Genomic DNA, 23,252 nt, shown 5'->3' with positions numbered 1-23,252 from the left:
TATTGTTCAGCCTTGCCGCCCGGGTGACCGGGCGATGGACGTGATCCCTCGCCGCGCGATCCGCGTCCCCCCACGAACGGCGAAGGCGGTACCTGCGTGAGGCTGACCATTCTGGGCGGCGGCGGATTCCGCGTCCCCCTCGTGTACGGGGCGCTGCTCGGGGACCGCGCCGAGGGGCGCGTCACCCGGGTCGTGCTGCACGACCTGGACGCGGGACGGCTCTCCGCCGTGGCCCGGGTCCTGGCCGAGCAGGCGGCGGGGCACCCCGACGCGCCGGAGGTGACGGTCACCACGGACCTCGACGAGGCCCTGCGCGGCGCCGACTTCGTCTTCTCCGCGATCCGCGTCGGCGGCCTCGCGGGGCGCGCGGCGGACGAGCGCGTCGCCCTCGACCAGGGCGTCCTCGGCCAGGAGACGGTCGGCGCCGGCGGTGTCGCGTACGGCCTGCGCACGGTGCCCGTCGCCGTGGACATCGCCCGCCGGGTGGCCCGGCTCGCGCCGGACGCCTGGGTCATCAACTTCACCAACCCGGCGGGCCTGGTCACCGAGGCCATGTCCCGGCACCTCGGCGACCGGGTGATCGGCATCTGCGACTCGCCCGTCGGCCTCGGGCGCCGGATCGCCAAGGTGCTCGGAGCGAACCCGCGCGAGGCGTGGATCGACTACGTCGGGCTCAACCACCTCGGCTGGGTACGGGGCCTGCGCGTCGCGGGCCGTGACGAACTGCCGCGGCTGCTCGCCGACCCCGCCCTGCTCGGCTCCTTCGAGGAGGGCAGGATCTTCGGCCCTGACTGGCTCCGGTCGCTCGGCGCCGTGCCCAACGAATACCTGCACTACTACTACTTCAACCGCGAGACCGTCCGCGCCTACCAGGGTGCCGACCAGACCCGCGGCGCGTTCCTGCGCGACCAACAGGCCCGGTTCTACGACGAGATGAAGGACCCGGGAGCCGGGGCGCTGACCGCCTGGGACCGTACCCGCGCCGAGCGCGAGGCCACGTACATGGCGGAGAACCGCGACGCGGCCGGTGCCGGGGAGCGCGACGCCGACGACCTCTCCGGCGGCTACGAGAAGGTGGCGCTCGCCCTGATGCGGGCCATCGCCCGCGACGAGCGCACCACCCTGATCCTCAACGTCCGCAACCGCGGCACCCTGGCCGTCCTCGACGGCGAGGCCGTCATCGAGGTGCCCTGCCTGGTCGACGCCAACGGCGCGCACCCCGTCGCCGTCGATCCGCTGCCCGGCCACGCCACCGGCCTGGTGTGCGCGGTCAAGGCGGTGGAGCGGGAGGTGCTCGCCGCCGCCGGGTCGAGGTCCCGTACGACCGCGGTGAAGGCCTTCGCGCTCCACCCGCTCGTCGACTCGGTGAACGTGGCGCGCGCCCTGGTCGACGGTTACACGGCCGTGCACCCGGGCCTGGACTACCTGAGGTAGGGACCCGCGGGACCCGCGCCGCGCTGCGGGGCGTACGACGGCGCGAGCGCGCGGCCCGACATCGGGGCCGGGCGGACGGCGCGCGGGACGAGCGTGCCGGGGCCGGACGCGACGGGCCGCCCGGAGGTCCCGGGCGGCCCGCCGCGCTGTCCCGTCGTCGTGCGTCAGCCGGTGAAGCCGGCCGTGATCGACGTGAACTGCCAGGTGCTCTGGTTGATGCCTGAGCAGTTGCTCACCACGCCGCCGCCGGGGCAGGGCCGGTCACGGTTCACCGACCAGTAGGCGAGCCGCGCGATGTGGTGGCTGTTGGCCCAGTCACGGATCGACGTCCAGATGGCCGGGGTCGTGGTCTCCTGCTGGTCGGACAGGCCGTTCATGCCGGAGATGCCGATGTGGGAGTAGGCCGTGGCGTCGTCCCAGCCGAAGGTCGACTTCAGCTTGTTCTTCAGCCCCTCGGTGGCGTTGACCGTGTTGCCGTACATGTCGGAGCCGCCGCCGAAGTCGAACGGCATGATGGTGAAGACGTCGATGTTGGCGTTCAGGGACTGCGCCTGCTCGATGAGCCGGTTCCCGTAGTAGGTCGGGCCGGTCGTCGAGGTGCCGAAGGTGACGATCGTCTTCAGACCGGGGTTGTTGGCCTTGACGGTCTTCAGCGCCGTCAGGATCCGGGCCTGGACGGCCTCGTTCTCGAACTCGTCGGTGTTCTCGATGTCCATGTCGATCACCTTGAGGCTGTAGGCGTCGATCACCTTCTGCAGCGCACCGGCGAGCGCGCTCGCCGAGGAGCAGTTGGCACCGAGCTTGCTGCCCTGCCAGCCACCGAACGACGGGACGATGTCACCGCCCGCGGAACGGATCTGGTTGATCGCCGTCTGGTCGACGCCGCCGGTCAGCGCGCGGCTCCCGTCCCAGGCCGGGTTGCAGCCGCCCGAGTCGAGCACGAACGCCATCGTGAACCACTTGACGCCGGTCGCGTTCATCACCGTGGTCGGGTTCGGGGGATCGCCCCAGCCCTCGTACAGATACGGCGCGGCCTGCTTGAAGCCGGTGCCGCCACCGCCGCCCGCGTTCGTCGTGACGCTCACGGAGTTGGAGGCGGCCGAGGTGTTCCCGGCCGCGTCCCGCGCCTTGACGGTGAACGTGTAGGCGGTGCTCGGGGACAGCCCGCTGACCGTGGCGCTGGTGCCCGACACGCTCAGCAGTTGATTGGACCCGCTGTAGATGTCGTACGCCGTGACGCCGACGTTGTCGCTCGACGCGCCCCAGGACAGCGAGACGCTGGAGGAGGTCTTGCCGGTGGAGGTCAGGCCGGTGGGCGTGGTCGGCGCCTGGGTGTCGGAGCCGCCACCGCCGCCGGGGCCGTCCAGGGTGATGTCGTCGGCGTAGTAGGTGCCCTGCGCGTACCAGCCGTGGACGTAGATCTTGGCACTGGTCTGCGAGGCGCCGGTCGTGAAGGAGACGGTGAGCTGGCTGTACGCCGACGGGGAGGTCGTCCAGGTCGAGGCACCGCCGTCCACGCCGAGGTAGACGTAGCTGCCGCGGACCCAGCCCGAGAGGCTGTACGTGGTGTTCGGCTTGACCGGGACGGTCTGGGTGCACTGGGCGTTGTCGCTCGAACTCGCGGCCCCCGCAAGGGCTTTGGAGCCGCCGTGCACGGGGCCGGCGACGGTCGAACCGAGGTTGCCGGAACAGGACCAGGGGGAGAGGCCGCCCGTCTCGAAGCCGGGGTTGGACAGGATGTTGGCCGCCTGGGCCGTGCCCGGCAGGGCGACCGCCCCGGCGAGTGCCAGCGCGAGGGTGCCCAGCAGGGCGAGGAAGCGATGTCTGGAGCGTCTGAGCTGTCTGATGCGCACGCGATCTCCCTGGGGATATGGGGGTGTTCGGGAGTGCAGAGAGGTGCGCAACCAAGTTGGTATGGACCAATCCCGCTGTCAAGACACTGCGCGGGAATTGGTCCAGACCGGTAAGGGGCGGGGTGGGACGGGCGATCTCAGGCGGGCGCTATGGCCGCGGAGGCGGACTGCGCGGGGGCCGGTGAGGCGTTCGTGTCGACCGGGACGGAGGCCGTGGCCGCGGTGACCCTGGCGGCGGGGGCCGCGGGCGCCATGGTGCCGGGAGCCGCGGAGGGGGACTCCGAGGGCTGCGTGGGCACGGCGGGCAGGGGCGGCGCGGGAACGGACGGTACGGGAAGCCCGGACGAGGCCGGCGCGGGCGCCTCGGACCGTTGGTGCGGCAACGGCGAGGGGCGCACCGGACGCGGTCCCGAGAGCACGGTGTAGTCCTGCCCGAGGAGCGGCGGGACCACCTCGCCCGTCTCCTCGCCCAGCGCCAGCCGCACAGCCGCCCAAGGGGCGTTGACGCCACACTGGGAGAGCTGGTGCAGCCCGCCCGCCGGACGGGTGTTCACGTCCATCAGGACCGGCTCGTCCCCGTACATGCGGAACTGGATGTTCGACAGGTAGTGCAGCCCGAACGCCTCCGCGAGCAGCCGGGCGGGCTCGATCCAGGACGGGTCGAGGGTGAATCCGCGGCGCCGCCCGTTCTTGGTGCGGCCGATCGCCATGCGCACCCGGCCGTCGGTTCCGGTGAGGCAGTCCACCGACACCTCCGGCTGACCGAGGTGCGGCATCACCAGCCAGTCGACGGGCTCCTCGGCCCCGCGCAGCGCCTGCGTGACCAGCTCCAGCGGCACGTACGCGCTCGGGAACCCGGTGAGGTGCATCATCGAGAACGGGGCCCGGGTGATCATCCGGAAGCCCACCCCACCCGCTCCGGCCGCCGGTTTGAAACAGGCCTTCTGGCCCGCGGCCTCGATGAGCTCGACCGCCGTGACCAGCTCCTCCTCCGTACGCACCCGCCACCACGGAGGCACCGGAACCCCCACGGCCTCGACGGCCCGGTACGCGGTGGCCTTGTCGTGGAAGACGGCGACCGCCTCCGACGGCGGCGCCAGCAGCGCCGTGCCGAGCGCCGCGAACTCGGCGCGCTGCGCCACGATCGCGGCCTGGTGCAGGACCGGTACGAACACGTCGACGGAACGCCGTGCGCACATGTCGAGCGCGTACTCGACATAGGCGCGCGGCGACAGGCCGTCCGGCTCGAGTTCGGCGGTGTCGGCGGCGGCCAGTACGGGAGAGTCGGCGTCGCCGTGGGTGGCATGGATCTCGACCGCGCGACGCTGCGGATTGCTTCGCAGCTGATCCATGAAGAACACGTTCTCCGCGTACGTGCGGTTGAGCCAGACGCGTACGCGAGAGCCCATGCAGGCCACCTTTCACGGTTCGCGGGCACGGCGGAGCAGGCCGGGCCCGGCCAGGGGTAGGGGAGGTGCACCGAACGCCGTCGAGCGCCGCAGCGGCTCCGAGACGGTGGTGTTGGGGCGATCATAGGGGGCGCGGGACCCCCGTGCTGCTACAGGGATGTTACGGATTCACCGATGTGCCGACCGGGGCCCGCTTGTCCGGCGGCGGGACCGTGTGTTCTGGTGTTGCCATCGCTTTCTACGGGGGTGGCGCGTGCGGCCGACACACGGCGGAGACGGGAACCTGCTGGCCATCAGCGACCTGCACATCGGCTACGCCGAGAACCGCGCCCTGGTCGAGAACCTGCGCCCCGGTTCGGACGCGGACTGGCTCCTGGTGGCCGGTGACATCGGCGAGCTCGTGGACGACATCAGGTGGACCCTGGAGACGCTCGCCGGACGCTTCCGCGAGGTCATCTGGGTGCCCGGCAACCATGAACTGTGGACCCACCCCAAGGACCCCGTCCAACTGCGAGGTGTCGCCCGCTACGACCATCTGGTCTCCCTGTGCCGGGAGTTGGGCGTCACGACCCCGGAGGACCCCTATCCCGTCTGGAACGGACCGGGCGGTCCCGCGGTCGTCGCGCCGCTCTTCCTGCTCTACGACTACTCGTTCCTGCCCGAGGGCTGCGCCACCAAGGAACAGGGGCTGGCCCATGCCCACGGGACCGGAATTGTCTGCGCGGACGAACACCTGCTCCACCCCGATCCCTATCCGAGCCGTGAGGCGTGGTCCCGGGCCCGGGTCGCGGAGACCGAGCGACGGCTCGCCGATCTCCCCGGCGACCTGCCGGTGATCCCGGTGAACCACTACCCGCTGCACCGCCACCCGACGGACATCCTGCGCTACCCCGAATTCGCCATGTGGTGCGGCACCACGGCGACGGCCGACTGGCACCGCAGGTTCCGCGTCGAGACCATGGTCTACGGACATCTGCACATCCCTCGGACCACCTGGCACGAGGGTGTCCGGTTCGAAGAGGTGTCGGTGGGCTATCCGCGAGAATGGCGTCGACGACCGGGGCCGCCGGGCGTGCCGCGCCGCATTCTGCCGACGGAGGTCAAAGCCGGTGATGGAGGAACTGCTTCCGGGGTTCGTCGTGACCGTGGAGAGCCTCGGTGACGACGGGGCCGAGGGCGCGATCCTCCACCCCGAGGAGCGGGCCGTCGTGGCGCGCGCGGTCGAGAAGCGGCGCCGCGAGTTCGCCGTCGTACGCGGCTGTGCCCGGCGCGCGATGGAGAAGCTGGGCGTGCCCCCCGGGCCGGTGCTCCCCGGTGATCGCGGTGCCCCGCAGTGGCCGGCCGGCCTCATCGGCAGCATGACGCACTGCGAGGGCTACGCCGCCGCCGCACTCGCCCACGCCACCGATCTGGCCTCCGTCGGCATCGACGCCGAACCCCATCTGGCGCTCCCCGAGGACGTCCTGGGGGCCGTCGCCCTGCCCGGCGAGGCGAGCCGTCTGGACCGCCTGGGAACCCTGACACCCGCCGTCCACTGGGACCGGCTGCTGTTCAGCGCCAAGGAGTCGGTCTACAAGGCCTGGTTCCCGCTCACCGGCAGATGGCTGGACTTCTCCGAGGCGGACATCGACTTCTCCACCGGCCGGACACTCGGCGCCCCCGGCCTCTCGGGCGGCTTCCGTGCCCGGCTGCTGGTGCCGGGACCCGTGCTGGACGGGGTTCCGGTCCAGGTCTTCGACGGAAGCTGGACCGTCCGGCGCGGGCTGGTGGCCACCGCCGTCACGGTGCCGCACGCGCCCTCGGGGCCGGTGTCCGGCCCCGACCCTGGCAAGTGAACCAGTCACTGGGCAGGGGCTGTTGACCCCGACGGGCATCCTGGGCTCTCGGGCCGTGGCCACCGCGACGCCGTACGTCCGCACGCCCGGCGGCACCTGAGCGGTACCCGGGGCAGGAGCAGAGCCGGGGTCCCGGCGCCGAGCGGTTCTCACGGCCGGCCCGGTTCCGGGCACCACGCGTGCAGGAGGCGGAAGAAGGTCTCCTCGTTGCCCGCCAGCCCGGCCGCCGCCAGCGCCCGTTCCGCCTCGGCGAGTACGGCGGGCGGCACCATGGCAGGCCTACGTCCGTCCGGCGGGCCGTCGAACGCCGCCCGCACGGTCTGGAGAAGGCGGAGGTAGGCCTGCACGGCGGCGCGTTCGTGTTCGGTCAGTACGGCGGTCGGCATCGGACGGCCCTCCCGGGTCGGCTGGTCGTGACACTGGTCCTGACCCCAGCTTGCCGTCCGGCACTGACAATCCGGTTTCGGCCCGTGGAGGTTCGCCCGCTTAGCGGAGGCGAAACATCACGGAAATCCCTTGTGGGACACGGGCCCTACGCTGGACAGGAGAGCGGGGGCCGCCCACCGGACGGCCCCGAAGCCGTCGTTCGGACGGCTCGGGAGCCGCCTCACGGCGGCCTGGGAACGGGAGGTCAACCCGTGGTCGACTCACCGCCTCGTCATCCACGGCGCACCCCACGGCTGCGTTCGGTCGGTGACGGGGAACTGCGGCTGCGCCACCGCGTCGTGCACGGCTACCGGCGCGCCTACCGGATGGCCGGAGAGGGCCCGGCGCTCGTCCTGATCCACGGCATAGGCGATTCCTCCGCGACCTGGGCGGAGTTGATCCCCGACCTCGCCCGCACCCATACCGTGATCGCCCCCGACCTGCTCGGCCACGGCGCCTCCGACAAACCGCGGGCCGACTACTCGGTGGCCGCCTACGCCAACGGCGTCCGCGATCTGCTGTCCACCCTCGGCATCGAGTCCGCCACACTCGTCGGGCATTCGCTCGGCGGGGGAGTGGCGATGCAGTTCGCCTACCAGTTCCCCGAGCGCACCGAGCGGCTGATCCTGGTCAGCGCGGGCGGCGTCGGGGGCGAGGTCAACCCCGTCCTGCGCGCCGTGTCGCTGCCGGGCGCCCACCTGATGCTCACGGCCCTGCGGCTGCCGGGAACGCGCCTCAACATCGCCCTCTTCCTTTGGGTGATGCGTCTGCTCGACACCGATCTGGCTCAGGACGCACCGGAGTTGGTGAACCTCGTGGACGCGCTGCCCGACGCGACCTCGCGCAGCGCCTTCATCCGGACCCTGCGGGCCGTGGTCGACTGGCGCGGGCAGGCGGTCACCATGCTGGACCGCTGCTACCTCACCGAGGGCATGCCCACCATGCTGCTCTGGGGCGACCGGGACAGCGTGGTGCCGGTGCGGCACGCCCACGGGGCACACGCGGCCATGCCGGGCAGCCGTCTGGAGATCTTCGAGGGCGCCGGCCACTTCCCGTTCCACAGCGATCCGGCCCGCTTCCTCGCCCTGGTCGAGGAGTTCACGACGACGACGAGCCCGAACGACTGGAGCCGCGAGCACTGGCGGGAACTGCTGCGCTCCGGACGCCCGGGTACGGCGGCGGGGCGACCGGACACCGTCGAGAACCGCGCGGCGGAGCGGGACCTGCGCGAGGCGAGCGAACGCAGCGCGACCTGACCCTTCCGCGAGGACCGCGGCACGCCGCCGCCCTCGGCCGTCACGCGACGCCACCGCCGATCCCCGACGCGTCGAGCCCCGGTCGCACCCCCGTTCCCGAGCAGGAACCGGGGACAGGGGTGCGGCCGGGGAGAGACGGTCGCGGTCAGCCCGTGACCCGGACGACGCCGGAGTCCGTCGCCTCCGCGCCCGTCCCGCCGGCCGGGGCGGCGGACACCCGCCAGGTGTAGGCGCCGGCCGGCACCGGGGTACCCGCGTCGGACAGCCCGTTCCAGGGCACCCGTACGGTGCTGAGCTTGTCCTCCGCGGGAGTTGGGTATGAGACGTGTGCCGTTCCTGTCGCAGGGGTGTCGCGAGGGGGCGAGAGGGCCGAAGGCGCGCGGCGTGCCTCGATACGGGTCGCGAAGCCAGGTGGGCGGGGTTGCCCGGACGCGGCTCAACCGGTCCGTTCGCGGGAGTCGTTCCGCGGACCGGTCGTCGCCTGTCCGCGGGCGGCGGCGACGACGGGTGACCGGCGCAGCGCGACGGACATGCGGACGAGGTCGCGCGGTCCGTCGGGGGGAGTGGATCCGGCCGCGGGCGGTGCGGGGGCCGCCTCGGCCGAGCTGATGACCCGCCCCTCCGGGTCCGCGGCCCTGGCCCGCACCGCGACCGTCACCATCACCGCGTCCGCCTCCGCGTGCGCCTCGGTGGGGGAGGAGCCCGTGGCCACGGCGGTGCCGTAGGCCCGGGAGCGCACCTCGGAGTCGAAGTACGGGTAGAGGCTCAGCATGCCGTCGTGGATGTCGGACTCCCGCTGGGTGACCTGGAGTTCGGCGGGCGACCACCAGGAGATGCGCACCGCGCGGTCCTCCGGCACGGAGACCGGCTTCAGCTCGCGCCACAACGGACCGAGCCGCCGGTACGTCGACCAGGTGTTCCAGCTGTCCCCGATGCGCTGGCAGGCCAGCGGGAGGCAGAAGCCGACGGCGGTGATCTGGGCCCCGGCCGAGGCCAGCGCGGGCGCCACGTCCGTGCTCAGACTGTCGAGGTTCCCGCCGTTCCAGCGCGCCACCACCGCGGCCAACTTGGCCGCCGAATAAGGGACGTTGCACAGGGAACCGAACGCGATGATCACCAGCCCGGCGCGCAGCCGGCCCCGCACCTCGACGGCCCAGCGCCAGCACATGATGTTCATCGCGACGCCCGCCGTGGTCAGCGAGACGAGGTAGAGCACGATCATCTCGCGGATGAAGGGGGTGTTCGCGTAGTAGGTGTCGAGGTCCCGCAACCGTTCGACGGAGGCGTCCCCGAGGGCGAACAGCGTGACCAGCGCCACGCCGACCACGGTGTAGCCGAGGATCCAGCGGCGTTCCAGGCGCCGGGTCACCTCGGGCGGTCCGCCACGCCAGTTGATGATCAGCACCAGGCACGAGGCGCTGTAGGCGCTCAGGAGGCAGTAGACCAGGGGAGCCGAGACGTTGGGTATCCCGGTGACGTCGTTGACCGCGGCGATGGTCGGCGGGGCCGCGAAGAGGAACACCAGACCGGCGAGGGCGAGCAGCACGCCCACGGAGCGCAGCAGCGGGTCGCGCCAGCCGGCCAGCAGCGCGGGCGCCTTGAACGTGATGGCGGCGCCCATGGCGACGGCGGGGATGTAGTAGCTGGATCCGTCCATGGCCCGGGGACCTTCAGCCCCGTGGCCCGCGCGCGCCCAGGGACGCCTCGATCCGGCCGGCCAGACCGCTGCGCTGTGCCGGGCCGCGCAGCGACGAACCGGGCAGCCAGGTGCGGCACTTGCTGGCGAGGAGCAGACCGAAGCTCTCGGCCTCCTGCTCGTCGGCGAGGTCGAAGCGGGTGCGCGCGGCCACCTTCAGGACGGTGGCCTGGAGGTCCGCTCCGTCGCCGAGTAACCGTGCCGCGACGGCCGCGCCCTCGACGTGGTGACCGCGGTGTCCGGCCTTCATGTGCCACAGCTCGTGGCCGAGGATGACCAACTGGTGGTCGGGCGCGGTGCGTTCCTCGACGACGACGACATCCTGCTCGGCCATGTCGAGCCACAGGCCGCTGGCGGTGCCGGGCGGGAACACGGCCGTGCGGAACCGGACCGGGCGGCCGCGGCGTCTGCTCATCGCGCCGCACAGCGCCGTGTACAGGTCGGCGGGTGCGGACGGCGCCGGGAGGGGGAGCTCCGAGACCAACTCGCCGCACAGACGGCGCATTTCCCTTCCGATGCCCACTGATCTCCCCCGGCTCACGACTCGGGCCGTTTGACGCTCTCCAGGAGCATGTCCAGCCACTCCGCGACCTTGTCCCGGTGCTGGTCGGTGGGCAACTGCGCGGCCCGCCAGGCGATTCCGCGGACCCCGTGGTCGAGGAGCAGTCGCTCCAGCGGATCGCTCGCGACGGAGGCGGCCGCGCGTTCGCGGTCGGCGAGTCGTTGCAGGAGTTCCTGCTCCGAGCGTTGCAGGGCGCCCACGAGCGCCTCGGAGTCCTCGGCGGTGAGGAACCCGGCGTGCACCCGGAAGAAGCGCTGGATGGCGTCGCAGTGCTCCATCGTGGGGCGCCGGTCGCCGTTGATGAGGGCGCCCGCCTGCTGGCGTGACATGGCGGCGCCGTCCGCGATCTCCTGCTGCGTGTAGCGGCGGCCGTTGGGCTTGAGCCGGGTGCGGCGCAACAGGTCCAGGCGCTGCAGGAACCGTGCCTGCAGATCGGGCTCCCCCGCGGGGCGGCCGACGAGCAGGGCCTTCACCACGGGTTCGGGGACACCGGACCCGGCCGAGAGCCGCTGGACGTCGAAGACTTCGGCGTGCGGCACGCCGAGCCGGTCGGCGAGCGCGGTGACCCGGGCCACGACGGCCTGCAGCAGAACCGTCGCCGTGGCGCCCGGAACCTCGAAGCCATCCGTCACCGACAGATCTCCTACGTCTCTCTCAGGTGGCTCTCGCGAAGGATCGGGAACCATGTGGACACGAAGGTCGGAAAACCGCCCCCGGCGCACAGGACCCGGGGACCAAGCGGAGCGTAGCCCGTCACTCGAACTCACATCCAGGTCTCGCCACAACTGTGGCGAGATTCAGCCGTCAACGGGCGCCAAATGCCACGATAGTTGACACGCCTGTGCCCGGGGCATCAGGATCGGGGCGCCGCGTGAAGGCCGCAGAGGCAAGAGGGGTGACCTCCCGATGGCGTACCAGGCAGGAAGGCAGCGGTCCCAGCCGCGACCTGTCCCCGAGAGTCTCGAAGCCCAGGCGTACCTCCGGGACTACGCCACGCTTCTCGACGCCGTCCACTTCCCCTCCGTCGTCTTCGACCACCGCTGGGACGTCGTTCTGTCCAACGCCGCGTTCGAGACACTTTTCGACGGCGTGGGAGCCCATCCGACCGCCATGCCGGGTGACAACTTCCTTCGGTTCGTCCTCTTTCACCCCGACGCGGGGTCGGTCCTCGGCGAGCACGAGTCGAGCTGGTGCCTGCCGATGCTCGCGCGCTTCGCGGCGGCGGTGGAGCGGTACGGCCAGGACCGTGGTCTCCAGTCGATCCGCCGGGACATCGCCCAGGACCCGATCATGGAGGCCGCGTACCGGCACGGCCTCCCGCACTGGATCGAGGCGGTCGGCCCGGGCGCGGTCGAGCACGACGGCGCCGTGCGCCCGCTGGTGCATCCCGATCCGCGCTGGGGCAGGACGAACTGCCGGATCGTCGACGACACCCCGAAGAGCCTTCAGGACATGGGCTACACGCGGATGACCCTGGTGCTGCGCGAGGCGGTCCGGCCGGTCACGGGACGACCGCGCAAGGCGCGCACCACCCGCAACGGAGCGGCGGAGTTGCGGTCGGTGTGACGCGCGTCGACCGCGCGCTTCGGCGCCGCGGACGGGTGCTCCGTTGATCCGTTCGCCCGTCCCGCCGGGTCCGTTCAGCCGGCCCGCGTCACGAGGACGAGGGGCACGCCGTCGCACGGGACGAGCCGCATCCCCTCGAAGCGCGTGCTCCGTGCCTCCCTCAGCACGGCCGCGAAGTCCGGTCCCCTGGTGAGGGATCCGGCCAGGTGCGCCGGGTCGGCGGACGCGGCCACCCGTCCCCGGGCGTTGACCAGATGGGCGGCCCCGGGCAGCCGTTGGAGGAGCGGGACCACCGCGCCCTCGAAGTGCCGCAGATAGACGTCGGCCGCGGTGACCCCCACGAACCGTCCCTCCACGTGGACGGGCGCGGACAGCGTCAGGCTGTACTCGTCGGAGCAGAGGTAGTCGACGTAGGGCCCGGCGACCGCGCGCTGCCCGGTGTCGCGGGGGAGCGCGAACCAGTCCCAGTGCGTGTAGTCGGAGTACGCGGAGTGCTCCGGATCGAGGTCGAGCAGCAGCGGCCGTACCCCGCCGTCGGCGCCGCGCTGCCACCATTCCAGCCAGGCCGGTACGTCGCCGAGCAGTCCCGGTGCAGCCACGAAGCCGGCTCCCGACACCAACTCCTGCCGGGTGAGCCGCAGATGCAGCCCGGGGCGCAGCGCCGCCAGGTCCGCGGTGACGGGGCGGCCGTCCCGCGCGGCCACGCGGGCGAGCAGCGCGGTCGTGTCGGCCCGTGTCTCGGCGACCGCCGCGAAGACGGCCTCCAGCGTGCGGCGGACCCGCGTGGCGACGGCCGCCTCGGGGGTGGCGTCAAGCGTCGCCGTCGCGCCGACCGGGCCGGGGCTCCTGCTCACGGGTGCCCTCCAGTGGACGCCTGCCTGGATCGGCGCGCGGCATCGCGAGGCGGAGGGTGATGAGCCGCGCCGTCGAGTCCTGTACGCACCGCTCGGCCAGCGCTCTGGCCGATTCGTGGGCCCCATCTTGCACGGCCGAGATTACGGAGCGGTGACGGTCCGCGACTTCTTCACGATATTCGTCGTCCCCGAGCACCAGGCACATCAGTGCCCCCACTTCCGTCTGGAGCACGACCTGTTCACGGGTTAGCCGGGCCGACTGCGCGGCCGCGGCGAGCTCGACGTGGAACCGGCCGTAGACGCGGCTGCGGGCGGCGGCGTCCTCGGCGGACGCCAGGTCGTCCAGGGTGCGCCGCAGGGCCTTGAGGTCGGCCGGTTCCGTCCGCTGCGCCGCGAGCCGTGCGGCCGCCCCGGACACGGCCGCCCAGTGGTCGCCCAGGTCGCGCAGCTCCTCGGTGCTCCATTCGGCCAGCCGGGCCAACAGCCGCTCCTCGCCCGGCACTTCGGGCAGCGAGACGAAGCTGCCGCCGCCGCGTCCCCGCCGCGTGGTGACCAGGCCCTGCTGGCGCAGGGCCATGAGGGCCTCGCGCAGGGTGACCGTGGAGACGCCGAGCTGCCCGGCCAGCTCCATCTCGCCGGGCAGCTGCTCTCCGTCGGCCAGCAGTCCGAGCTCGATGGCGTCGCCGATCCGGTGCACGACCGTCTCGACGCGCGCGCGGTTGTCCACGGGAGTGAAGACGGCTCTGCGGACGCCGTCGCCCCTGTGTTGCTTCACGGTCACCACCTTGTGCGTTGACTCAACCTTTACTCTAAAGGGGTCTTGAGATTTGAACTATGACTTCATATCTTTCCGGTCAGTGTTGCACCGCGCATCCGCACCAGAAAGGTTCCCCGCCCATGGAGGCAAAGGCGATCCGGCTCCAGGGCCTGCGCAAGGCGTTCGGTGACACGACCGCCGTGGCCGGAGTCGATCTGGAGATAGCCGACGGCGAGTTCTTCTCGATGCTCGGCCCGTCGGGCTCGGGCAAGACGACCGTCCTGCGGATGATCGCCGGATTCGAGAGCCCGACCGCCGGCCGCATCGAGCTGGCCGGCCAGGAGGTCACCGGTCTCGCCCCCTTCGAACGGGACGTGCACACCGTCTTCCAGGACTACGCCCTGTTCCCGCACATGACCGTCGAGCAGAACGTCGCCTACGGACTCAAGGTCCGCAAGGTGGCCAAGGCCGAGCGGCTCGTCCGGGCCCGCAAGGCGCTCGCCGACGTACGCCTCGAAGGGTTCGGCCGCCGCCGCCCCGGCCAGCTCTCCGGAGGCCAGCGCCAGCGCGTGGCCCTCGCCAGGGCCCTGGTCGGTCGCCCCCGCGTCCTGCTGCTCGACGAACCGCTCGGCGCCCTGGACCTCAAGCTGCGCGAGCAGATGCAGGTCGAACTCAAGGCGATCCAGCGCGAGGTCGGCATCACCTTCGTGTTCGTCACCCACGACCAGGAGGAGGCCCTGACGATGAGCGACCGCATCGCCGTCTTCCACCAGGGCCGCGTCGAACAGGTCGGCACCCCGGCCGAGATCTACGAACGCCCCGCCACCCCGTTCGTCGCGGGCTTCGTGGGCACCTCCAACCTGCTCGACGGCCAGGCGGCCGAGCAGGTCGTCGGCGCCCCGGGCACGTACAGCATCCGGCCCGAGAAGATCCGGGTGACCGAGGAGTCCGCCGACGGGCCCGCCGGGGCGGACGGGCCGGACCACTCCAGCACGGCGGGCACCGTCGCCGAGGTCGTCTACCTGGGCGACTCCACCCGTTTCCTGGTGGACCTCGACGCGGGCGGCCGCCTCACCGCCCTCCAGCAGAACCTGGAGACCTCCTCCGCGGACGTCGCCGCCCTGCGCGGCACCCGGGTCCGGCTCCGGTGGCACCGCCGCCACACCTTCCAGGTCCCCACCCCCCGCTGACCCCCGCTCAGTCCACCGTCACCCATGGAGTACGCCGTGCGCCTCACCCCAACCCTCAAGGCCGCCGCCGCCGTCGCGGTGCTCCTCGCGGCCACCGCCTGCGGATCGTCCGACACCGGCTCCTCCTCGTCCACCGGCCTCAACCCGCCCGACCTGAAGGCGCAGTCGAAGCTCGGCAAGACCGAGGGACAGGTCAACCTCATCGCCTGGGCCGGCTATGTCGAGGACGGTTCCAACGACCCCGACGTCGACTGGGTCGGCGACTTCGAGAAGCGGACGGGCTGCCAGGTCAACTCCAAGGTGGCGGCCAGCTCCGACGAGATGGTCAAGCTGATGAAGACCGGCCAGTACGACGCGGTCTCCGCCTCCGGCGACGCCTCCCTGCGCCTCATCGCCTCGGGCGACGCGGCCCCGGTCAACACCGGCCTCGTACCGAACTACAAGGACGTCTTCAGCGGTCTGAAGAAGGGCGCCTGGAACTCGGTCGACGGCCAGATGTACGGCATCCCGCACGGCCGGGGCGCCAACCTCCTGATGTACAACACCGAGAAGGTCAGCCCCGCCCCGACGTCCTGGTCCGCGGTCTTCGACGACGCCTCGGCGTACAAGGGCCACGTCACCGCGTACGACTCACCGATCTACATCGCCGACGCGGCGCTCTACCTGAAGTCGTCCAGGCCCGAGTTGAAGATCAAGGACCCCTACGCGCTCGACCAGAAGCAGTTCGACGCGGCCGTCGCCCTGCTGAAGAAGCAGGGCGCGAACGTGGGGGAGTACTGGAGCGACTACCTCAAGGAGATCTCCGCCTTCAAGAGCGGGGACTCCGTGGTCGGCACCACCTGGCAGGTCATCGCCAACCTCACGGCCGACGAGGGCGCGAAGATCAAGGCCTTCGTGCCCACGGAGGGTTCCACGGGCTGGTCCGACACCTGGATGGTCTCCGCCAAGGCCGAGCACCCCAACTGCGCCTACAAGTGGCTCGACTGGATCATCTCGCCGAAGGTGAACGCCCAGGTCGCCGAGTACTTCGGCGAGGCCCCGGCCAACGCGAAGGCGTGCGCCGAGACCGGCGACAAGGGATTCTGCGACACCTTCCACGCCACCGACGAGAGCTACTGGAAGAACATCGCGTTCTGGAACACGCCCATCGAGCAGTGCCTCGACGGCCGCACCGACGTCACGTGCGTGCCGTACGCCAAGTGGGTCCAGGCCTGGACCGAGATCAAGGGCTGACCGAGCGATGACCTCCACCGCGCAGGCCGCCGGACGTTCCCCCGTCCGGCGGCTCGCCGGGACCCTGCACCGGCACTCGCGGCTGCGGCTGTCCCTGCTCCTGACCGCGCCGCTGCTCTGGCTGGCGGTGCTCTATCTCGGTTCGCTGGCCGTGCTGTTCGTCTCGGCCTTCTGGACGACGGACTCCTTCACCTCCGAAGTGGTGAAGGTCTGGTCGACCGACAACTTCCGACAGCTGTTCACCACCCCCGTGTTCCGGCAGGTGATCCTGCGCAGCGTCGGCGTCGCCCTCGCGGTCACCCTCCTGTGCGCGCTGATCGCCTTCCCCGTGGCCTTCTACACCGCACGCGTCGCCAGGCCCGCGCGGCGCCCGCTGCTCGTCGTCGCCGTCCTCACGCCGCTGTGGGCGAGTTACCTCGTCAAGGTGTACGCCTGGCGCCTGATCCTCTCCCAAGGCGGCCTCGCCGACTGGATGCTGCGCCCCTTCGGACTGAGCGGTCCCGGGTACGGGCTCACCGCGGCGATCATCGCGCTGACCTATCTCTGGCTGCCGTACATGATCCTGCCGATCCACACCGCGCTGGAGCAGCTGCCCGCGAACCTGCTGGACGCGTCCGCGGACCTGGGAGCCCGGGCGGGCCGGACCTTCCGCTCGGTCGTCCTGCCGATGGTCCTCCCGTCGGTGGCCGCCGGCTCGGTCTTCACCTTCTCGCTCAGCCTCGGCGACTACATCACGGTGCAGATCGTCGGCGGCAGGACCCAGCTCATCGGCAACGTCGTCTACTCCAACATCGAACTGAACCTGCCCATGGCCGCCGCGCTCGGCACGGTCCCCGTGGTGGTCATCGTGGTGTACCTCCTCGCGATGCGCCGCACGGGCGCCCTGAGCAGTCTCTGAGGAGCCCGCTGTGCAACTCTCCCGTTCCGCGCGGATCGCGCTGCGCGTCGCCGCCGGGCTCGGCTTCGCGATCATCTACGTGCCCCTCGCGCTCGTCCTGGTCAACTCCCTCAACCCGGACCGCAGCGCGAGCTGGCCGCCGCCCGGACTCACCTTCCACTGGTGGTCGGTCGCCTGGGCGAACGAGGGAGCCCGCGAGGCCCTGTGGGTCTCCGTCAAGGCGGGCCTCGGCGCCACGGCCATCGCGCTGGTGCTGGGCACGCTCATCGCCCTCGCGGTCGCCCGGCACCGCTTCTTCGGCCGCGACGCCGTCTCCTTCGTGGTCGTCCTGCCGATCGCGCTGCCCGGCATCGTCACGGGCATCGCGCTCAACTCCGCCTTCAGCACGGTGCTCGAACCACTGGGCGTGGGACTGGGCATGTTCACCGTGATCGTCGGCCACGCGACCTTCTGCATCGTCGTCGTCTTCAACAACGTGGTCGCGCGACTGCGCCGGACGTCAGGCAGTTACGAGGAGGCGGCGATGGACCTGGGCGCGGACACCTTCCGCGCCTTCGTCGACGTCACCTTCCCGCTGGTGCGCTCGGCGCTGCTGGCCGGCGGACTCCTCGCCTTCGCGCTCTCCTTCGACGAGATCGTGGTGACGACGTTCACGGCCGGGCCCGGCATCGAGACCCTGCCGATCTGGATCTTCAACAACATGACCAGACCCCAGCAGGCACCGGTCGTCAACGTCGTGGCCGCCGTGCTCGTCCTGCTCTCGGTGCTCCCGATCTACGCGGCACAGCGACTGTCCGCCGACACGGCGGCCGAGAGCAGGATCTGAGCGGGCCGGAACGGCCGGCCGTTCCGAGCCGACTCACCGGCCCGGATGGGCCGGGCGGCCGGGTCCCGGGGCGCGGCCGCCCGGCGCCCGTCCGGCGAACTCCCGCTTCCACGCCTCGACTTCGGTTGCGCGGGCGATCTCCGGCGGGATACCCCGGTGACGTGTCGGTGCGGGCGTCGGCCATTCCCCGCAATAGAAGCATGTGACATAGTACTGATGTGAGCAAGCCGTTTACCTGCGATGTCGTGGTCGTCGGAGCCGGAATGGTGGGTGCCGCCTGCGCCCTGTACGCGGCTCGCGCGGGCCTCGACGTCGCCGTCGTGGACCGCGGCCCGGTGGCCGGCGGCACGACCGGCGCGGGCGAGGGGAACCTGCTCGTCTCCGACAAGGAACCCGGACCCGAACTCGACCTCGCGCTGCTCTCCGGACGGTTGTGGGCCGACCTCGCCGAGGAACGGGCGCGGGCGATCGAGTACGAGGCCAAGGGCGGCCTCGTCGTGGCCTCCACCCCCGAGGGCCTGGCCGCGCTGGAGACCTTCGCCGCGGGTCAGCGGAGCGCCGGCGTGCTGACCGAACCGGTCACCGCCGACCGACTCCGCGACGTGGAACCGTACTTGGCGCCCGGCCTCGCGGGCGCCGTGCGCTATCCGCAGGACACCCAGGTGATGCCCGCCCTGGCCGCCGCGCATCTCCTGCGGGCCTCGGGTGCGCGGCTGCTGACCGGGCGCACGGTGACCGAGGTGCTGCGCGCGAAGGACGGATCGGTCCGCGGCGTACGCACCGACCTGGGAGAGCTGCACGCGCCGGCCGTCGTCAACGCGGCGGGGACCTGGGGAGCCGAGGTGGCGGCCCTCGCGGGCGTCACCCTGCCCGTCCTGCCCCGCCGGGGATTCGTCCTCGTGACGGAACCGCTGCCGCGCCGGGTGCGCCACAAGGTGTACGCCGCGGACTACGTCGCCGACGTGGCCAGCGACTCGGCCGCTCTGCAGACCTCGCCGGTGGTGGAGGGGACCGCGGCCGGACCGATCCTCATCGGCGCGAGCCGCGAACGCGTCGGCTTCGACCGCTCGTTCTCCCTGCCCGTGGTGCGCGAGCTGGCCGCGGGCGCCACACGGCTCTTCCCGTTCCTGGCGCGGGTGCGCGCCCTGCGGACCTACCTCGGCTTCCGCCCCTACCTGCCCGACCACCTGCCCGCGATCGGCCCCGACCCGAGGGCGCCGGGCCTCTTCCACGCCTGTGGGCACGAGGGGGCGGGCATCGGGCTGGCCACCGGCACCGGACGGCTCGTCGCCCAGGTCCTGACCGGCGGGACGCCCGATCTCGACCTCGCGCCGTTCCGTCCCGACCGCTTCGCCGAGGAGGCCCCGTGAACCCCCTGGACCTCGTACGGGCCGAGCCCGGCCCCGCGTTCACCGTCACCCTCGACGGCCGGGACATCGACGTGCTGCCCGGGCGGACCGTCGCGGCCGCCCTGTGGGCGGCCGGTGTCACCTCCTGGCGCAGCACCCGTGCCGGGGGCCGCCCGCGCGGCGTCTTCTGCGGCATCGGCGTCTGCTACGACTGCCTCGTCACCGTCAACGACCGGCCCAACCAGCGGGCGTGTCTGGTCCCGCTGAAGCCGGGCGACAGCATCCGTACGCAGGAAGGCACGGGCCACGATGACTGACGTACGCCCCCGCCTCGCGGTGATCGGCGCGGGCCCGGCGGGTCTCGGCGCCGGTCTCGCCGCGGCGGCACGCGGCATCCGGGTGACCCTGATCGACTCGGCCGCGGCGGCGGGCGGACAGTTCTACCGTGGCCCCGCGCACGGACTCGGTGCCCGGCGACCCCAGGCACTGCACCACCGGTGGCGCACCTGGGAACGGCTGGAGCGGGGCCTCGCGCGGCACCTGGAGGCGGGCACGATCGAGCACCTGACCGACCACCATGTGTGGGTGGTCGAACGGACGGTCCGGCCGTCGGAAAGGGGTCTGTCGACCACGGGCGGCGCCCCACCGTCCGGATTCACCGTCCACGCCCTCCTCGGCCCGCTCCAGGAGCGTCCCGTCACCGTCCGTGCGGACGCCGTGGTCCTCGCCACCGGTGGATACGAGAAGGTGCTGCCCTTCCCCGGCTGGACACTGCCCGGCGTGGTCACCGCGGGCGGGGCCCAGGCCATGCTCAAGGGCGGCCTCGTCGTGCCGGGCAGGACCGCCGTCGTCGCCGGGACCGGACCGTTGCTGCTGCCGGTGGCGACCGGACTGGCCGCCGCGGGCGTCGAGGTCGCCGCGCTCGTGGAGTCCGCGGATCCGCGGGCGTTCCTCCGCGGCGCCGGGGCGCTGGCGGCCCGGCCGGGCAAGGTCGCCGAGGGAATCCGGTACGGCGCCCGACTCCTGCGCCACCGCGTGCCGTTCGTTCCCCTGCACACCGTCGTCGAGGCCCATGGCACGGAGCGGCTCGACGCCGTCACCGTCGCCGCGCTCGGCCCCGACGGACGGGTCGTGGCCGGGACCCGGCGCCGTATCCCCTGCGACACGCTCGCCGTCGGGCAGGGGATGATCCCGCACACCGATCTCGCCGGAGCGCTCGGCTGCCGTGTCGACGGATCGGGGGTCGAGGTGGACGACGAGCAGCGTACGGACGTGCCCGGCGTCTGGGCCGCGGGCGAGACCACCGGCATCGGCGGTGCCGAACTCTCGCTGACCGAGGGGCACATCGCGGGCGTGTCGGCCGCCGCCCGGCTCTCCGGCGCCGGGCCCGACCCGCGCGCGGTCGCCCGGGCCCTCAAGTCCCGCACGAGAACGCGGAAGTTCTCCGCCGCGCTCGACACGGTGTACGCGCCGCCCGCGCACTGGCCGGAACAGGTCACCGACGACACCGTCGTGTGCCGCTGCGAGGAGGTCACCGCGGGCCGCGTCCGCGAGGCCGTCACCGACCTCTGCGCGGGCGACGTACGGACCGTGAAACTGCTCACCCGGGCAGGGATGGGCTGGTGCCAGGGCCGGATGTGCGAACCCGCGGTCGCCGGGCTGCTCGGCCGCGAACCGGAGCCCACGCGAAGGCTGTTGGCCCACCCGGTACCGCTCGGCGCGCTGGCCGGTACCGGAACGGACGGCGACGACGGGACACCGGGGCCGGGCGCTCCACCCGGCCGGGATGCCCCTCCTGGCCGGGGTGACCCGCCTTCGCCGACTCCTCCGGTGACTCATCCGGGGTGATTCGCGCAGTAGAGGTATCTGCCGCCCGCGACCGCGTCGGCGCGACCTCCCTCCCGTCTCCGATCATCAATAAAATGTCACACCTTGTCGAAAGGCGAGTGCCTCATGACCGTCAGCCCCGAAAGCCGTCCCTGGCGCGGAGTCCTCGTCGCCACCGCGCTCCCGCTGAACGACGACCTCTCCGTCGACCATGACCGGTACGCCGAGCACTGCGCCTGGCTCGTCGAGAACGGCTGCGACGGGGTCGTACCGAACGGCTCGCTCGGTGAGTACCAGGTGCTCACGCCCGAGGAGCGGGCCAAGACCGTCGAGACCGCCGTCGCCGCGATCGGCGGGTCCCGTGTGATGCCCGGCGTCGCCGCCTACGGCTCCGCCGAGGCCCGCCGCTGGGCCGAGCAGGCTCGGGACGCGGGCTGTGGCGCCGTGATGCTGCTGCCGCCCAACGCCTACCGCGCCGACCGGCGTTCCGTCCTCGCCCACTACGCGGAGGTCGCCCGGGCGGGCGTCCCGGTCGTCGCGTACAACAACCCGATCGACACCAAGGTCGACCTGGTGCCCGAACTCCTCGCCGAACTGCACGCCGCCGGTTCCATCCACGCGGTCAAGGAGTTCTCAGGCGATGTGCGCCGCGCCTATCGCATCGCCGAACTCGCTCCCGAACTGGACCTGTTGGTCGGAGCCGACGACGTCCTGCTCGAACTCGCCGTCGCGGGCGCCAAGGGCTGGGTGGCGGGCTACCCGAACGCGCTGCCCCGGGCGGGCGTCGAGCTCTACCGCGCCGCCGTGGCCGGTGACCTCGACACGGCGGGCAAGCTCTACCGTCAGCTCCACCCGCTGCTGCGCTGGGACTCCCAGGTCGAGTTCGTCCAGGCCATCAAGCTCTCCATGGACATCGTCGGCCGCCACGGCGGGCCGGTCCGCCCGCCACGCGTCCCGCTGCTGCCCGAACAGGAGGCCGCCGTGCGCCTCGCCACGGACCGGGCCGTCGCAGCCGGCCTCGCCTGACGAACCGAGCCTCGCCTGACGAACCGAACCGAACCGCCCGATCCGACCGGTCGACGGCCCCGCCCGTCACCGCGCGCTCCACGTTCCCGCCGGCACCGTTCCCGCCACCCAGCCGGGGCGGATGTCCGCGATTCCGCCCCCACCGCCCAGGAGTCCCATGCGCAGCAAACTCGTCCTGCACGCCGTCGACTCGCACACCGAGGGCATGCCCACCCGGGTGATCACGGGTGGCATCGGTACGGTGCCGGGCGCGACGATGAACGAGCGGCGGCTGTACTTCCGTGAGCACCTCGACGACATCAGGCAGCTCCTGATGAACGAGCCGCGCGGCCACGCGGCGATGAGCGGCGCCGTCCTCCAGCCGTCCACCCGCCCGGACTGCGACTACGGCGTGATCTACATCGAGGTCTCGGGCTACCTGCCGATGTGCGGACACGGCACGATCGGCGTGGCGACCGTGCTGGTGGAGACCGGCATGGTCGAGGTGGTCGAGCCCGTCACCACGATCCGCCTCGACACCCCGGCGGGCGTCGTCGTCGCCGAGGTGGCCGTCGAGGAGGGCGCGGCCAGGTCGGTCACGCTGAGGAACGTGCCGTCGTTCTCCGTCGGGCTCGACCGCGAGGCCACGCTCGCCGACGGGCGTACGGTGACCTACGACCTCGCCTACGGCGGGAACTTCTACGCGATCCTGTCGCTGGAACAGTTCGGCCTGCCCTTCGACCGCTCGCGGAAGGACGAGATCCTCGCGGCCGGGCTCGCCCTGATGGAAGCGGTCAACGCCGAGGGCGAGCCCGTGCACCCCGAGGACCCGTCCATCCGCGGGTGCCACCACGTCCACCTGTACGCGCCCGGGGCGACGGCCCGCCACTCCCGCCACGCGATGGCGATCCACCCCGGCTGGTTCGACCGCTCCCCCTGCGGTACGGGCACCAGCGCGCGCATGGCCCAGTTGCACGCCCGGGGCGAACTCCCTCTGGACACCGAGTTCGTGAACGAGTCCTTCATCGGGACGCGGTTCACCGGGCGGCTCCTCGGCACCACCGAGGTGACCGGAATCCCCGCCGTGCTGCCGAGTTTCACGGGACGCGCCTGGATCACCGGCACCGCCCAGTACCTCCTCGACCCCTCGGATCCCTTCCCGGCCGGATTCGTCCTGTGAGCGACCCCCTGGCAGGACGTGGATACTGGTGGTCCGAGTAACACGTGATATGGCACAGGGCCGGTGCGGCGAAACGACGAGGCGACCCACCGGCCC

At 72.1% G+C, this 23,252-nt stretch carries 23 protein-coding genes; 14 read left to right on the top strand and 9 right to left on the bottom strand.

Features of this window, described 5'->3' with window-relative positions; all coding sequences use genetic code 11:
* Positions 1 to 96: 96 nt before the first annotated feature.
* Positions 97 to 1,434, top strand: coding sequence for a 6-phospho-beta-glucosidase (locus ACFYW7_RS10865; protein ID WP_389500343.1), 1,338 nt, complete (start codon positions 97 to 99; stop codon positions 1,432 to 1,434).
* Between the two features lie 164 nt (positions 1,435 to 1,598).
* Here the strand turns inward: ACFYW7_RS10865 and ACFYW7_RS10860 are convergent, their stop codons facing one another.
* Together ACFYW7_RS10860 and ACFYW7_RS10855 are read right to left on the bottom strand one after the other, a co-directional pair.
* Positions 1,599 to 3,287 (bottom strand): carbohydrate binding domain-containing protein, encoded by a 1,689-nt coding sequence (locus ACFYW7_RS10860; protein WP_389500341.1) that lies wholly within the window; start codon positions 3,285 to 3,287, stop codon positions 1,599 to 1,601.
* A 137-nt stretch (positions 3,288 to 3,424) separates the two neighbouring features.
* Positions 3,425 to 4,696 (bottom strand): ATP-grasp domain-containing protein, encoded by a 1,272-nt coding sequence (locus tag ACFYW7_RS10855; RefSeq protein ID WP_389500339.1) that lies wholly within the window; start codon positions 4,694 to 4,696, stop codon positions 3,425 to 3,427.
* Positions 4,697 to 4,949: 253 nt separating this feature from the next.
* Here ACFYW7_RS10855 and ACFYW7_RS10850 point away from each other — a divergent pair, with 253 nt between their 5' ends.
* Complete coding sequence (locus ACFYW7_RS10850; protein ID WP_389500337.1) at positions 4,950 to 5,858, top strand: metallophosphoesterase family protein; 909 nt, start codon at positions 4,950 to 4,952, stop codon at positions 5,856 to 5,858.
* Positions 5,806 to 6,531 (top strand): 4'-phosphopantetheinyl transferase, encoded by a 726-nt coding sequence (locus ACFYW7_RS10845; RefSeq protein ID WP_389500335.1) that lies wholly within the window; start codon positions 5,806 to 5,808, stop codon positions 6,529 to 6,531. The genes ACFYW7_RS10850 and ACFYW7_RS10845 overlap by 53 nt, the downstream gene beginning before the upstream one ends.
* Positions 6,532 to 6,680: 149 nt before the next feature.
* Here ACFYW7_RS10845 and ACFYW7_RS10840 read toward each other — a convergent pair whose 3' ends face one another.
* Complete coding sequence (locus ACFYW7_RS10840; protein ID WP_389500333.1) at positions 6,681 to 6,917, bottom strand: hypothetical protein; 237 nt, start codon at positions 6,915 to 6,917, stop codon at positions 6,681 to 6,683.
* Between the two features lie 252 nt (positions 6,918 to 7,169).
* On the opposite strand from ACFYW7_RS10840, the gene ACFYW7_RS10835 reads away from it, so the two are divergent.
* Positions 7,170 to 8,213, top strand: a complete 1,044-nt coding sequence (locus ACFYW7_RS10835) for an alpha/beta fold hydrolase (protein WP_389500331.1) — start codon at positions 7,170 to 7,172, stop codon at positions 8,211 to 8,213.
* 145 nt (positions 8,214 to 8,358) lie between these two features.
* Here ACFYW7_RS10835 and ACFYW7_RS10830 read toward each other — a convergent pair whose 3' ends face one another.
* From ACFYW7_RS10830 to ACFYW7_RS10815, 4 genes are all read right to left on the bottom strand, one after another.
* Entirely contained in the window at positions 8,359 to 8,493 is a 135-nt protein-coding gene (locus ACFYW7_RS10830; protein ID WP_389500329.1) for a hypothetical protein, read from the bottom strand.
* Positions 8,494 to 8,649: 156 nt separating this feature from the next.
* Entirely contained in the window at positions 8,650 to 9,870 is a 1,221-nt protein-coding gene (locus ACFYW7_RS10825) for an MAB_1171c family putative transporter (RefSeq protein ID WP_389500327.1), read from the bottom strand.
* A 13-nt stretch (positions 9,871 to 9,883) separates the two neighbouring features.
* Entirely contained in the window at positions 9,884 to 10,414 is a 531-nt protein-coding gene (locus ACFYW7_RS10820; protein WP_389500325.1) for a toxin-antitoxin system, toxin component, read from the bottom strand.
* A gap of 32 nt (positions 10,415 to 10,446) precedes the next feature.
* The gene (locus tag ACFYW7_RS10815; protein ID WP_389500322.1) at positions 10,447 to 11,103 is read right to left on the bottom strand and encodes a helix-turn-helix domain-containing protein; all 657 of its coding nucleotides are present in this window, start codon (positions 11,101 to 11,103) and stop codon (positions 10,447 to 10,449) included.
* Positions 11,104 to 11,377: 274 nt separating this feature from the next.
* On the opposite strand from ACFYW7_RS10815, the gene ACFYW7_RS10810 reads away from it, so the two are divergent.
* The gene (locus ACFYW7_RS10810) at positions 11,378 to 12,037 is read left to right on the top strand and encodes a hypothetical protein (protein ID WP_389500319.1); all 660 of its coding nucleotides are present in this window, start codon (positions 11,378 to 11,380) and stop codon (positions 12,035 to 12,037) included.
* A 74-nt stretch (positions 12,038 to 12,111) separates the two neighbouring features.
* On the opposite strand, the gene ACFYW7_RS10805 is transcribed toward ACFYW7_RS10810, so the two are convergent.
* Positions 12,112 to 12,891 carry a cache domain-containing protein gene (locus ACFYW7_RS10805; RefSeq protein ID WP_389500317.1) on the bottom strand — a complete coding sequence of 260 codons (780 nt, stop codon included), beginning with the start codon at positions 12,889 to 12,891 and terminating at the stop codon, positions 12,112 to 12,114.
* Entirely contained in the window at positions 12,848 to 13,666 is an 819-nt protein-coding gene (locus ACFYW7_RS10800) for a FadR/GntR family transcriptional regulator (protein ID WP_389500315.1), read from the bottom strand. The genes ACFYW7_RS10805 and ACFYW7_RS10800 overlap by 44 nt, the downstream gene beginning before the upstream one ends.
* Positions 13,667 to 13,788: 122 nt before the next feature.
* On the opposite strand from ACFYW7_RS10800, the gene ACFYW7_RS10795 reads away from it, so the two are divergent.
* The 9 genes from ACFYW7_RS10795 to ACFYW7_RS10755 all read left to right on the top strand — a co-directional run bounded on the left by ACFYW7_RS10795 (position 13,789) and on the right by ACFYW7_RS10755 (position 23,156).
* Positions 13,789 to 14,838 carry an ABC transporter ATP-binding protein gene (locus tag ACFYW7_RS10795; protein WP_389500313.1) on the top strand — a complete coding sequence of 350 codons (1,050 nt, stop codon included), beginning with the start codon at positions 13,789 to 13,791 and terminating at the stop codon, positions 14,836 to 14,838.
* Positions 14,839 to 14,862: 24 nt separating this feature from the next.
* Positions 14,863 to 16,071, top strand: coding sequence for an ABC transporter substrate-binding protein (locus tag ACFYW7_RS10790; protein ID WP_389500311.1), 1,209 nt, complete (start codon positions 14,863 to 14,865; stop codon positions 16,069 to 16,071).
* Positions 16,072 to 16,078: 7 nt separating this feature from the next.
* Entirely contained in the window at positions 16,079 to 16,969 is an 891-nt protein-coding gene (locus tag ACFYW7_RS10785) for an ABC transporter permease (RefSeq protein ID WP_389500309.1), read from the top strand.
* A 10-nt stretch (positions 16,970 to 16,979) separates the two neighbouring features.
* Positions 16,980 to 17,795 (top strand): ABC transporter permease, encoded by an 816-nt coding sequence (locus ACFYW7_RS10780; protein WP_389500307.1) that lies wholly within the window; start codon positions 16,980 to 16,982, stop codon positions 17,793 to 17,795.
* A 218-nt stretch (positions 17,796 to 18,013) separates the two neighbouring features.
* Positions 18,014 to 19,165, top strand: coding sequence for an NAD(P)/FAD-dependent oxidoreductase (locus ACFYW7_RS10775; RefSeq protein WP_389500305.1), 1,152 nt, complete (start codon positions 18,014 to 18,016; stop codon positions 19,163 to 19,165).
* Positions 19,162 to 19,461, top strand: coding sequence for a (2Fe-2S)-binding protein (locus ACFYW7_RS10770; protein ID WP_389500303.1), 300 nt, complete (start codon positions 19,162 to 19,164; stop codon positions 19,459 to 19,461). The genes ACFYW7_RS10775 and ACFYW7_RS10770 overlap by 4 nt, the downstream gene beginning before the upstream one ends.
* A complete protein-coding gene (locus tag ACFYW7_RS10765; RefSeq protein WP_389500301.1) occupies positions 19,454 to 20,992 on the top strand; it encodes an NAD(P)/FAD-dependent oxidoreductase in 1,539 nt (512 codons plus the stop codon). Before ACFYW7_RS10770 ends, ACFYW7_RS10765 begins: the two co-directional genes overlap by 8 nt.
* Before the next feature lie 105 nt (positions 20,993 to 21,097).
* Entirely contained in the window at positions 21,098 to 21,997 is a 900-nt protein-coding gene (locus tag ACFYW7_RS10760) for a dihydrodipicolinate synthase family protein (protein ID WP_389500299.1), read from the top strand.
* Positions 21,998 to 22,154: 157 nt separating this feature from the next.
* Entirely contained in the window at positions 22,155 to 23,156 is a 1,002-nt protein-coding gene (locus ACFYW7_RS10755) for a proline racemase family protein (RefSeq protein ID WP_389500297.1), read from the top strand.
* The last annotated feature ends 96 nt before the right edge of the window (positions 23,157 to 23,252 follow it).

Origin of the sequence: Streptomyces sp. NPDC002580 (assembly GCF_042889485.1) — a bacterium.
Classification (GTDB): domain Bacteria; phylum Actinomycetota; class Actinomycetes; order Streptomycetales; family Streptomycetaceae; genus Streptomyces.
This window is presented reverse-complemented; position numbering and strand designations above follow the sequence as displayed.